Source organism: Candidatus Babeliales bacterium (assembly GCA_016929235.1).
In the GTDB taxonomy this organism is placed as follows: Bacteria; Babelota; Babeliae; order Babelales; family JABCYS01; genus JAFGJD01.
In genome coordinates this window covers 25,908-38,826 of the sequence record JAFGJD010000004.1, presented here as the reverse complement: position 1 = coordinate 38,826, position 12,919 = coordinate 25,908, and the positions used below count along the sequence as shown (strand labels likewise).

General features: G+C 43.2%; 10 protein-coding genes. 8 read left to right on the top strand and 2 right to left on the bottom strand.

Annotated features, from left to right (window positions below):
* The first annotated feature begins 86 nt into the window (after positions 1-86).
* Positions 87-1,388 carry a hypothetical protein gene (locus JW872_00725; protein MBN1549164.1) on the top strand — a complete coding sequence of 434 codons (1,302 nt, stop codon included), beginning with the start codon at positions 87-89 and terminating at the stop codon, positions 1,386-1,388.
* 88 nt (positions 1,389-1,476) lie between these two features.
* Positions 1,477-2,886 carry a glycoside hydrolase family 1 protein gene (locus JW872_00720; protein ID MBN1549163.1) on the top strand — a complete coding sequence of 470 codons (1,410 nt, stop codon included), beginning with the start codon at positions 1,477-1,479 and terminating at the stop codon, positions 2,884-2,886.
* Positions 2,887-3,189: 303 nt separating this feature from the next.
* Here the strand turns inward: JW872_00720 and JW872_00715 are convergent, their stop codons facing one another.
* Positions 3,190-3,654, bottom strand: a complete 465-nt coding sequence (locus tag JW872_00715) for a hypothetical protein (GenBank protein ID MBN1549162.1) — start codon at positions 3,652-3,654, stop codon at positions 3,190-3,192.
* 34 nt (positions 3,655-3,688) lie between these two features.
* Positions 3,689-4,330 (bottom strand): hypothetical protein, encoded by a 642-nt coding sequence (locus JW872_00710; GenBank protein ID MBN1549161.1) that lies wholly within the window; start codon positions 4,328-4,330, stop codon positions 3,689-3,691.
* A 360-nt stretch (positions 4,331-4,690) separates the two neighbouring features.
* Between JW872_00710 and JW872_00705 the strand changes: the two genes are divergently transcribed.
* From JW872_00705 to uvrB, 6 genes are all read left to right on the top strand, one after another.
* Positions 4,691-5,854 (top strand): branched-chain amino acid transport system II carrier protein, encoded by a 1,164-nt coding sequence (locus tag JW872_00705; protein MBN1549160.1) that lies wholly within the window; start codon positions 4,691-4,693, stop codon positions 5,852-5,854.
* A 12-nt stretch (positions 5,855-5,866) separates the two neighbouring features.
* Entirely contained in the window at positions 5,867-8,311 is a 2,445-nt protein-coding gene (locus JW872_00700) for a leucine--tRNA ligase (protein ID MBN1549159.1), read from the top strand.
* A 69-nt stretch (positions 8,312-8,380) separates the two neighbouring features.
* Positions 8,381-9,352 carry a hypothetical protein gene (locus JW872_00695; GenBank protein MBN1549158.1) on the top strand — a complete coding sequence of 324 codons (972 nt, stop codon included), beginning with the start codon at positions 8,381-8,383 and terminating at the stop codon, positions 9,350-9,352.
* A complete protein-coding gene (locus JW872_00690) occupies positions 9,345-10,205 on the top strand; it encodes a hypothetical protein (GenBank protein MBN1549157.1) in 861 nt (286 codons plus the stop codon). Before JW872_00695 ends, JW872_00690 begins: the two co-directional genes overlap by 8 nt.
* 19 nt (positions 10,206-10,224) lie before the next feature.
* Positions 10,225-10,884: a fructose-6-phosphate aldolase gene (locus JW872_00685; protein MBN1549156.1), complete on the top strand. Its 660-nt coding sequence runs from the start codon at positions 10,225-10,227 to the stop codon at positions 10,882-10,884.
* Positions 10,885-10,928: 44 nt separating this feature from the next.
* Positions 10,929-12,896 carry an excinuclease ABC subunit UvrB gene (uvrB, locus tag JW872_00680; GenBank protein MBN1549155.1) on the top strand — a complete coding sequence of 656 codons (1,968 nt, stop codon included), beginning with the start codon at positions 10,929-10,931 and terminating at the stop codon, positions 12,894-12,896.
* Positions 12,897-12,919: the final 23 nt, after the last annotated feature.

Sequence of the window (12,919 nt, the reverse complement as noted above, 5' to 3'; positions counted from 1 at the left end):
AGAAGGTCGTGATTCGGTAGACTGGGGCCTCTTCAGGGGAGTTATATGAATGGGTGAAGGGTTATATATCAGAAGGATGTGCTACGATGATAATGACGATCTTGCGCTGTGTGATGTCGGTTTTATTGCAAGGAACAGTAATGATTGAGGGTCCTCATCTTGCCCATAAAATTACCGAATACATGGCTCCAAGCCGTGTAATAGAACAACGTAAGAAAAAGATTGTCGTGTTTATGAGCGTTGGTGGCGCGGGCCATATTTCTGTTTCTCAGCGTTTGGTAGAGGACCTTGGTACTAAATACGATGTTCATATTGTTAATATTCTCAAGGACGTTGTGAATAAGTTTGATCCTGTCCCCAAGTTGTCATGGGGTTCATGGAATGGCGAAGATCTTTACAATTACCTTCTGCGGCATAATCGTACATGGTTAGTTAATCAGCTTGCGCATACTGGTGCTCATGCGATGCGTGCAATGCGCAATTCGCTTGCAAAGTCGGTAGAGGATTACTTGCGTGAAAACGAATTTGATCTTGTCATATCATGTGTCCACTTTGTTGATGGTTTTGTATATCAAGCTGCCAAGGCAGCCGATATTCCGTTTATGATTATTCCGACAGATGTGAATGTCAGGGCTTTTGTGAATGACATCAAAAGGCCCGACTACGATAAGTTTATAATGACAATACCATTTGATCTTCAAGAGTCGCGAGCCAGTATTGCGCACGCAAAAATTCCAGAAGATAAAATTGTCGTAACGGGCTATCCCGTTCGCCAGTCGTTTGTTGCGCCAAAGGATAAAGAACAGATTCGTAAAGATTTTAATATTACGACCGATAAACCAATTATCACGATACTCATGGGTGGTGCCGGCTCAAAGTTAAGCGGGCGCTATGTAAAAACGATTTCAAAAAATCAACATCCCATGCATTTGTTAGTATGTGTTGGAAGAAATGCAGCAATGAAGAAGAAGATAGAAAAAATGCAACTACCTGATCATATTACTGTTGATGTGATTGGCTATACACAGCGTATAGCAGACCTACTGGCAATCTCAGATATCTTCATTACGAAGGCAGGGGGTGCAAGTTTTGGTGAGGCGATTTACTCAAACATTCCGATGTTGGTGGATAAAAGTCATGGTGCGTTGGATTGGGAAGCGGTTGCATATGACGTTATAGAAAAATATCGGTTTGGACATGTGTTGTATTCTCGCCGTGATGTGAATGCGTATTTGGATCAATATCTTTCTGAACCAAAATATCTTGCGACGTTACGACGTAATGTGACAGCATTTGAAAAAGAAGATTTTGGGCAACATATTCATAGACTAGTCGAAGATCTTGTACAAAAAAGTCCTTATCTCAATGCACAAAGTGTGACGGTATAGTTTTTCAACTTATATAAGTCTTTCTTTTTTTGAGAGTCTCTTTATTCTGTGCCTGTTTTTGCGACTTTTATCTCATAGAAGGGATCCCATGAAGAAGATCTTGCTGATGTTGGGTTGTATGATGTCGTTGGTTGCAACGGAATTGCGGTGGGATTGGGAGAATATCGATACTAATGATATTGTATTTCCGAAGTCATTTTTATTTGGTGTTGCTGCATCTGATTTCCAAAATTCTGGTAATGAAAACTTCCCTTACAATAACTGGAGACTTTGGGAAACTGCCAAGGCTGGACGTGAGAAGTCCGGAACTTCATGCGACTTCTGGCATCGATACGAAGATGATATTAAGTTGGCGCGAGATCTTGGTGTAAATACCTTCCGTTTGTCCATCGAATGGAGTGTTATCGAGCCGCACGAAGGAGAATTTAGTCAGGATGCGTTAGACCACTATCGTGATGTTTGCCAAAAGATGATCGATGCAGGTATGACACCGATGATTACGTTCCATCATTTTACTGATCCAATTTGGTTTACTGCTCGTGGTGGATTTGAAAAGGCGTCCAATATCAAGTACCTCGTTCGCTACTGTGAGGTAGTGTTTAAGGAACTTAATGATCTCGTTCCATACTGGTGTACGATCAACGAGCCGGGAGTCTATGCATTTATGGGCTACATCATGGGTGAATGGCCACCTGAAAAACGAGGTATAACAAATATGCACGAAGTAGGAATTGTCTTACGTAACCTACTTGAAGCACACATTGCAATCTTTAAAAAGATTAAGTCATTACCCGGTGGCGATGTAGCGCAAGTTGGATTCGCACATTCGGTCACACAATTTGAGGCGTACCATGATTGGAACCCGCTTGAAAAGCTTGTTGCGTCGTACATAAATCATATCTTCTATAAAGCAGCACTAGATTTCTTTGTTACAGGCGAGTTTACCTTTAGTGTGTTACCACTTCCTGTGCAGCCCGTACGTCACCGCAATCCTACTGCAAAACAAGCTTTAGATTTCATTGGGATCAACTACTACTCACATGTACTGGTAAAAATACCAACAGGTGCATCAGTAACGGATGAATCAAAAATGTCGTCGTCAAAACAGTTTAGTGCAGAACGGCCTGGTGACATCAGAACCGATATGCCATATACGCTGTACGCAGAAGGGTTGTATAGGGCTATTCAGGAAGTCGCGGCATGCGGCGTGCCAATCATGATCACCGAAAACGGATGCCCGGATGCACGCGATGATCGTCGAGAACTGTGGTCGAAGCGGTACTTGTACGCACTTTCCAAGGCTATCAAGGATGGCTACGATGTCCGTGGTTATTATTACTGGTCATTGCTGGATAACTTGGAATGGGCTGAGCGGTATACCATGAAATTTGGTTTGTATGAAGTTAACTTTGAGACCAAAGAGCGTCGGCTTCGTGATGGTGCAAACTATTATGCATCGGTTGCTCAACATCACATAGGCTATGAATCTAGGTCATAGCTATTCAAGGTCTAAGAGGTATGTATGATAATGGATCTTTTTCATTACTGTGCTTGCCCTTGTTATTCCAGCCATTGAGGTCAAAATGCCAGTGAAGCTGTTGGCAATCATGACCGCTTCAATCAGAAAACCATAGGCAAGCCTTTTTTGGATAAGTCCATATCGTTCTGATGGAGGTTTTCCCGCCTTTCGGTTTTTCTAGTTGGTACGATGTTGGCTACCTTTTGTAGTGATGATGATGTCGAAGAAGACAAATGAGCTGTAATTATGTACAGCTCATTTGTCTTCTTCTAAGGATTTTTTCTAATCAGTGGGGCAAGCGATTTTGTCGTATTGTGCCACAAATTCCTTTATAGTTTCGGGATCAAAGTTTGACTGAGGTTTACATGAGATAACTGACACGACATCGCCACGAGGTAGCCTTGTGCGCGAGTATGCTATGTAGTTGTTATGTCCGTGTCTACATTGATGGAGAAGGATTAATCCTGGAACCCTTTGATGACATGAAGAACAAATTTCTTTCGTGTGGTTGTGAGGCTCGAGTAGCACTGAAGCTTGTTTGCCGATCAGGTGTGCTGCCCAAACAAGCATGGCAGCCCAGAACAATTTTGTTAAAAATGCTCCGTCCCTTAGTGCTCCTGTTAGCTGTTCTACCACCTGGCTATCCGAAGCCTCGGGGGCTACACGTGGAGTATTTTCTGTAGCCATAATAATACAGTTGCCCAAACAACTCAAAAAAGCCAGATACACGAAGTTCTTCTTGCGCATGACATTGTCCCTTGTCGGTTACTACGGTTAATGACTAGCCCGCAGTATGGTGTTTCTCTGCCATGAAGTCAAATACAATACGACTCCATGACTCCATGCGAGGATAGAAATCTTTTAACTCTTCAAGCGGAAGTAAAGTGCCACTGATGTGTTCATCCTTGACCTTGATGTGAGGCGAGTCGCCTTTGAGAATGAATACCAATCCAACATGCACTTGGCCAATTGGGTTTGAGTCATCGTTTAAGATCCCAATCGGTTCGGCTTTATAAGTGCCATTGTATTCAATTTCTTCTTTGAACTCACGGTCGGCCCATGCAAGGATGGACGATGTTTTCATGTCATCCTGGCGAATATGCCCTCCGATACCTAAGGAATATTTATAGCGAAGGTCCTGAGCTTTAGTTGCAGGTGATCGTTGCATAAGAAAATAGCGTCCATCGTATTCAAACAGAAGATACGGGATGATTTGTTTGTACGTTGGATCAGTTTCCATGTGGGAGCGAGGCATAAAGAGTTGCTTTTCTTTAATTGTTGCGAGGATTTCATCAAAGGGAACGTGTTGTAATCCTGACCATGCTCCCTGAGGAAACAGGTCATCACGTTTGACGACCAGGATCATTTCATCATCAAGAAATGACTGTCGAATATCAGCATGACTGGTTCTTCTTTGTTTCATCCTAAAGCCCTTTTTTCACCGCTATCATGATATCTTGCAGCAGCCTATCACAATGGGATTCGAATTTACAGAGATCAGGGGAGAGGGCTTCATTGAAAAAAATGCCCATGAATGTTACAGTGGTTTTTCGAGTATTTGTATTATTCTTACTACTACAGGAGCCTACGATGGAGACATTAAGTCGGTGGGTCTATAACCCAGGAACTATGTCGTATCGTCGATCGTCTTTCTCTTTTCTTTTCTCGTCTTTTGCCTTTATTTGCCTGCTGGTTGATATCAGGGTCATCCAGCCCATTATTATTCTGTAAGCATTTAGCTGTAGTAGTTCTTGCTTTTTTTAGTACTTAAGGAATTTGGATCATGACTAGAAAACAAATTATATCTTTGGGGGTTGCGCTTTTTGCCATATTTTTCGGCGCAGGTAATGTGGTATTTCCTTTGGATCTTGGAAGAATGATGGGCGATCATGTTACACCCGCCATTGTCGGAATTTTCTTCTCGGCTGTTGTTATGCCCCTTTTAGGCCTTTTTTCCGGGGTATTGTTTGGGGGTGACTATAGGGCATTCTTTCAGCGTCTTGGTAAAAAATCAGGAGAACTTTGGGCCTTTTTGTGTATGATCTTGATCGGCCCCTTCGGGGCTATCCCAAGAACTATTACGCTTTCTCACTCAGCATTCGCTTGGTATTTCCCTTCATTTTCGTTGGCTATGTTTAGTTTTTTGTCGGCTATCATTGTGTGGTTTTTAACGGTTCGTAAAAATGAGGTTATGGATGTGATTGGTCGCTATCTTGGCCCGCTCAAAATTGTCTTGCTTTTGAGTGTAATAGTAAGTGCATTTTTCATAAAAGTAACGCCACCACATACTGATATTTCTAATCTTAACGCTTTGGTTTCGGGATTTTTCGAAGGATTTCTAACGCTTGATCTATTGGGTGCGATCTTCTTTTCTAAACTAGTATTTGATGCGCTTGATAAGGATCTTCTTTCATCTCCACAACGCCTCTTGCATTCATTGTTCAAAGCGGGGGTTATTGGATCACTGCTTCTCGGTGGTGTCTATGTTGGATTTATGGTAGCAGGTGCAATTCACGCGGCTGCTGTAACAACGGTGCCAAGAGAACAGCTCATCTTTGCTTTGTCCGATCATCTTCTTGGACGACTTGGTATGCTTTCAAGTTTTACGGTTGCTGCTGCATGTTTGACAACGGCAGTCGCTTTGACCAGCTTGTTTGCTGATTATTTGAGTATTTATATTTTTAGGAGAAAGATTAGCTATCGAGTTGCAGTAACGTTAACAGTTACTATTACGGCAGCATTTGCTAACCTGGGTTTCAGTGGAATCATGGATGTGATTGTTCCAATTGTTACAGTCTGCTACCCAGCGATGATTGTATTATCGATTCTTAACATTCTGTATAAAACAAATGGTTTTCGCTTCGTCAAGGTGCCTGTTTATGCTACAGTGGTGATAACGTTTTTTGTGCAATATTGGGATCGTATAAGCGCATTATTGTGCGGGTAATGGTGATTTAGAATGAATTACTCAGTTTGTGATATAGAAAAAAAGTGGCAGAAGCGATGGGCCAAAAATCCACCTGTTGCGACCAAATCGGCAGGCTCAGGTAAGAAGTTTTATTGCCTGGATATGTTCCCTTATCCTTCAGGGTCGGGACTTCATGTAGGACACTGGCGAGGGTATGTCTTGTCTGATGTGTATGCTCGCATGAAATGGTTAGAGGGATACAATGTACTACATCCTATGGGTTGGGATGCATTTGGGTTGCCTGCAGAAAATGATGCGATTAAAAAAGGTATCCACCCCAAGTTGGGTACTGAGGCCAACATCAAAAAATTTAAAGAACAACTTAAAGATATTGCTGCCATCTATGATTGGGATAAAGAAGTTAATACAACGGATCCTAATTACTATAAATGGACGCAATGGATCTTTATTCAAATGTTCAAAGCAGGCTTGGCGTATCAATCCAACATGCCAATCAACTGGTGTCCTTCATGCTTGACCGGGTTGGCAAATGAAGAAGTGGTGAACGGCGCATGTGAACGTTGTGGCACCAAGGTAACCCAAAAAAATGTTCCTCAGTGGGTCTTGCGTATTACCGCGTATGCAGAAAAATTGCTTGAAGGTCTCGATCGTCTCGAATGGCCTGAAAAAGTTAAGTTGATGCAGCGGAACTGGATTGGTAAGAGTGAAGGCCTTTTGTTTACTGCGCCCGTTAAGAGTACTGATCTGACGATCAAAACCTATTCAACTCATTTTGAATCATTTGCGGCGGACACATTTGTTGTGATTGCTCCGGACCATCCATTCCTTAATCAGTTGCTTGAGGGTGTGCAGAATAAGGATGAGATTCGGGCATTCTGCGATACTATGATAGCCAAGCGACGTAATGGTGCTTACGAGAATGAAAAAGATGTAGAAGGAATCTTTACGGGGCGATACATCGTTGATCCGGTTGGCAATGGAGATCTTCCTATCTGGGTTGCGTCATTTGCTCTTGCTGATTATGGAACAGGTATCATCAAATGTTCCGCGCATGACCAACGAGATTTTGCATTTGCGAAAAAATACGATATTCACTTAAAGCCGGTTCTCTTTCCTATAGATCCTGAGCTACGCGAGCAGGTTGAAAACTTAGAGATCTGTTATGCCGATATGGTGAATGGTATTCTTGCAGAGCCAGCAGAGTTTGCTGGAAAGCGAGCTGGTGACGTACGACAAGAGATCATTGAGTACTGCGTGAAAAAAGGATACGCAGAACGTTCGGTACAGTACCGTCTTCGTGATTGGATATTTTCGCGACAAAGGTATTGGGGTGAGCCCATTCCTTTGATTCACTGTTATAAATGTGGAGTAGTTCCTGTTCCCGAGGATCAGTTGCCAGTCGAGTTGCCTGAAGTAGAAAAATATCAACCGACAGGAACTGGTGAGTCTCCGTTGGCAGCCATTGAGTCATGGGTCAATGTTGCATGTCCAAAATGTGGTGGTCTGGGTAAGCGTGAAACCAACACCATGCCGCAATGGGCAGGATCATGTTGGTATTTCTTGCGCTATCCAAACCCTCATCTCAAAGACAAGCCATTTGATGATAAAGATATGAACTATTGGCTTCCGGTTGATCTGTATGTTGGAGGAATTGAACACGCAATTTTGCATCTGTTGTACTCGCGGTTTTACATCAAGGTATTACATGACCTTGGGTATCTACCGTTCGATGAACCATTCAAGCAGCTGTTTAATCAGGGCATGATTCTCAAGTACTCAGAAAAGAGTGGACTTGTTGAAAAAATGTCTAAGTCTAAGGGTAATGTGGTGAACCCGGATGAGATGGTTCAGGCATATGGTTCTGATGTCTTGCGTATGTATATTTTGTTCATGGGCCCACCTGAACTTGATTGCGAATGGCAAGACACGGGCCTTGATGGTATTAAGCGATTTTTGAATCGGTTCTGGATCTACATGAGCGATGAAAATCGCCATTGTTCTGACCAACAAGAAGCGGATGAAACAAGTCGTAGAGTGCATATATTTTTGAAAGATTTTCAAGAAAGACTTGAATATTTTAAGCCCAACACGGCCATTTCTGCATTCATGGAATTACTCAACGATATCACTGCAAATTCTCTGAAACTTGGAAAAATGAGTCTTGAAAAGATTATTGTTGCGCTTTCAGTACTTGCGCCACATATGGCAAGCGAGTTACTTGAGAAGCTTTTTGGCAAACAGTTGGGTGACTGTCAATGGCCAACGTATGATCCTAAACTCACCGTAGCTACAACGGTGGGTATTGCTGTTCAGGTAAATGGTAAGTTGCGGGGTACCTTGACGGTGAAGGCGGGAGCCTCTGAAGAGGATGTCCAAAAGTCTGCCGGGACCATAGTGGCCAAGTGGCTTGAGGCCAAGACGATCATCAAGGTGATCTTTGTGCCAAATCGCCTTATTAACTTTGTTGTCCGTTAGGTTAGGCATTTTACACGAACAATCGGACTGGGTAAGGTAAAAGTTACTCAGCTTTTTATCGGAGGCATTATGAAACGAATTCTCGCCATGCTTTTTCTGGCTTCGGGGGTTGCTCACAGCTCTGATCTTGATATTGTTCATGAAGTTATAAATAGTGACCCAGAGCGGGTCGGGCTCTTGTTACGTGAGGGCGTAGATCCTAATCTTCGGTTGGGTCCCAACAAAGAAACAGTGTTGATGTTTGCAGTGCGAGATCTGGTTGCTCATGCAGAGAAAGTCTACGATAGCCAATTGATTAGCGGACTGGCGAAAGCAACAGTTGATCTAGGGGTTAGCACGGGCATGTGTTTATCTGGTATGGGGGTATCGACAGTATTCGGGTTATTGAGCTTTTTATCGGCAAGAGCTATCGATGTCAGATGGGCCGCCATTGGCGCTGTTGCTCATGGCTTTAATCCATTTGGACACCCGAGAGGCGTAAGGGCAGGCCTTTGGGAGGCCGGCAGGAACCTTTTGAATTTGGGTGGAACGGCTTTTTCAGCAGCAGCTGCTGCTGACTTTATTCCTGCGGCAGACATGGCTCGTGATCGGTCGCAACAAGATGTGGCTGAAGCTGGTATGACTATGTTGGCTCGACAAGGTCCCGATATGATCAGAAATCTTGTCACTGATCGTGCTACCGTGACTGCAGTAGTATTTGCATGGACAGCAGCAGCGGGCATCTATTTAGTGTGGAGAGGATTGGTGAAAGGATGGAAAGGCGGCAGTGGATTTGTTCAAATTCCCGCAACAAGTTTAGCTAATGCACGAGCACTTGTGGCAGAGCGAGAAATTATTCGAATGCTTCTCTTGCACCATGATTTAGATATCAATGTTGAAAACTCACAGGGGAAGACGGTTCGTGATTTTCTTCACGAAGCGATGCTTATTCATATCGAAAATGAACAAATATATCGCATTTTGCGAGAAATTGATGAATGGATGATTGACGTTGAGAATGTCGCGTATGCTTGCGAATCTAAGGAGTGTGATCATGCGTAAGATGTTTGTGTGGATCATAGTAGGACTTATGTTCGTAAGTACCGTTGTGAACTGTGATATGCTCCGGCCAACTATATTGGGCGAGTTAACGGAGGTTGATTTGTTTCATGCAATTCGTGTAGGTGATCGATCACTAGTGAAGGAGTGTTTGAAATCTCCCAACATTGATAAAAATATCCAGGTAGGGAAAGAACAGCTTACCCCTCTTATGTTTGCGGTTGATATGATTGTGCATGAACTCAAGTTCAGCAGAAGTGTTGCATTATCGCTTACCAAGATGCTTGGTGAAATCGGTGTAGCAGCTGCAATAGGGACTCTGAGTTTTACAGGAGCAAAAAAAGTTATTGCTCATGACAAGGCATTGTTTGGCTTGGTTCCTTTGGCAGGTCATATAGATCCTAACGGGTGGTTTAGTCTCTCTCCAAACATTGGCCCACTTGTTAGGAATGGAAGTCCGTTCTCATGGGCGCGTATGGCACAGCTTCCTAAGCCTATTAGCCAAGAGCTGGTCAAGCACGCAATCTTGGGTGTCTTTGGCATTGCATTATTTGGTATTGCCCTGGAGAGTCTTAAAGTCGCCTGGAGTAATTTAAAAGAATCTATGGAACTTCCAAAGCATTACTGGAATATGGGCGCCCGGCGTTCGATTATCAAAATGCTTCTTCATTCTGGCGATATTAATCTTACCATGACTGATGCGTCTGGTAGAACGGCATTAGAGCGGGTTGAAGAGTATCAACAGCTTTATCCTAATCTTAGTTACTTGGTATCTCTTCTTTCTGATGTATCGCGAGACTTGCACAAGTATACAGAGGCATCGTATAGTGACGGCGAACTAATTGTGATGAGCTGACACTATCCAAAGGAAGAGTATGAAATTATTTCTCGATACCGCCGACGTTGGTGCTCTTCAACGTTGGATACCAACAGGTATCATTGATGGAGTGACGACTAATCCTACACTATTGAGCAAAGCTACCTCGGATCCATTAGAGACCATCCAAGTGATCAGTGGACTGTTGCCTCATGGGGATGTGAGTGTCGAGGTTACAGAGGAAGACATGACGTCTATCTACGAACAGGCTCATCGGATTGCGCGTCTTGCTAACAATATTGTGGTTAAAATTCCCTGTCATATCAAGTATTATCCAATTATGGAGCGGCTAGTTAAAGAAGGTGTGAAGGTTAACGTTACGCTGGTTTTTACCTTGTTTCAGGGTTTGGCTATGACTAAGCTTGGAGTGCGATATATTTCACCATTTATTGGCCGACTTGAGGATGTAGAGACTGATGGGATGGGTCTCATTCGCCAGCTTAGGTCTATGCTAGATATGTATGGAAATGAGACAGAATTGCTTGCTGCATCACTTCGCTCGGTTCAGCATCTGCATGAAGTGATCGAGATTGGTGTAGATGCTGCGACGGTGCCAGTGTCGATTCTAGAAAAAGCAGTCAATCACCCATTGACTGACGAGGGTATGAAGCGATTTATACATGATTGGAAACAGCTTGGAATTAAGCAATTTCCATAATTGAGTGTGATTACAGAACGCGTGCTGCGTGTTATACTCAGGGAATGAAGAAACCGTTATTCAAGCTCCATAATCCATTTCCGCCTGCGGGTAGTCAGCCAGAGGCAATCAAGCGGCTTGCTGCGCATCGACCAGGAAAATCTACCTTAATCGGTGTGACTGGTTCGGGTAAGACATTTACGGTTGCCAATGTGATTGCGCAACAAGACAAATCTGTGCTCGTATTGGCCCCAAACAAAACACTGGCTGCCCAGCTATATGAGGAGTTCTCGCTCTTTTTCCCGGAAAATAAGGTTTGTTATTTTGTGAGCTATTATGACTATTATCAGCCTGAGTCATACCTTCCAGCGCAAGATATTTATATCCCCAAAGAAACAAAGGTCAATGCAGAGATAGAGCGACTTCGTGTCGAAGCGACAGCTTCACTAGTGAATCGACGGGATACGATTGTGATTGCTTCGGTATCGTGTATCTACTCGCTTGGTAATCCCAGTGACTACAAAACCCTGGCTTTTCCCATCAAAGTAGGCGACACAATCAAACGCCACGACCTTATTCATAAGCTAATTTTTATACAGTATCAGCGCAATGAATTTGAGCGAATTTCTGGAACCTTCCAAGTTCTAGGGAATACGATCGAAGTAGTTTTGCCTTATCAAAAAGAGAAACTCCGCATCGAGCTGTTTGGTGAGACTGTTGAATCATTGCAATGGGTGCATCGCGATACTAATGAAGTATGTATGAATCTTCAAGATACAGTGATCTTTCCGGCTAAACATTTTGTAACAACGCAAGCGAAAAAAGATGCTGCGGTTGCAAGTATCAAACAAGAACTCAAAACGGTTTTGCCGACCATAACTAATCCTGTTTATCAAGACCGGCTTAAGCAGCGTGTTTCGCATGATATCGAGATGCTCGAGGAAGTTGGCTATTGCTCTGGCATAGAAAACTATACAGCTCATTTTGAAGGGCGTGCTGCCGGGGAACCTCCGTATTGTTTGCTCGATTTTTTTGGTGAAGATTTTTTACTCGTGGTAGACGAATCTCATATTTCATTACCACAATTGCGCGGTATGTATGCAGGCGATCGTTCACGTAAAAAAGCACTGATTGATTTTGGATTCAGGCTTCCTTCTGCGTATGATAATCGTCCGTTAAAATTTGAAGAGATCGAAACGTATTTTAAAGATGTGATGTTTGTATCTGCAACACCGGGTGATTATGAATTAAGAACGTCGGATACAGTTGTTGAGCAGATCATCCGACCAACAGGGTTGGTTGATCCAAAACTTGAGTTGCACTCGCGTGTGGATCAGATTAAGCATTTGGTTGAACAGATTCGCGAGACAGCAAAAAATGGATATCGGTCGTTGGTAATCGTACTTACCAAAAAGATGGCAGAGCATCTTGCGCGCTATCTTGAGGAAGAGAAATTAAAAGTCTGCTATTTGCACAGTGATCTCAAAACACCAAAACGCACTGAACTTCTTCAGAAGCTACGGCTGGGAATTTTTGATTGTTTGGTTGGCGTGAACCTACTGCGTGAAGGACTTGATCTTCCAGAAGTAGCATTAGTTGCAATCATGGATGCAGACGTAGAAAGTTTCTTGCGCGATAAGCGGTCTCTGATTCAGATCATTGGCCGTGCTGCCAGAAATACGGAATCTCGAGTCTTGATGTATACAGATCGTGTAACGAAATCGATGCGTGAAGCAATCAAAGAAACTGAGCGACGCCGTACGTTACAGCAGGAGCATAACGAAAAACATGGTATTACGCCGGTCAGTGTAAGCCGTTCTGTAACCAAGACAATTACTCCGTTACAGCAGGCTATTGCACAAGCATCGGCTCGTAACAAAAAGAAAAAGATAATTATGTCCCTAGAGGATACACACAAGGAATTGGTTCGACTTGAAGTTACAATGAGGGAGGCTGCAGAGGCGCTGCAGTTTGAAAAAGCTATTGCATTACGCGAACAGTGGTTGGAGCTTCAAAAACAGATACGATCGTGATAGTGTCATCGTTCATTACAAAG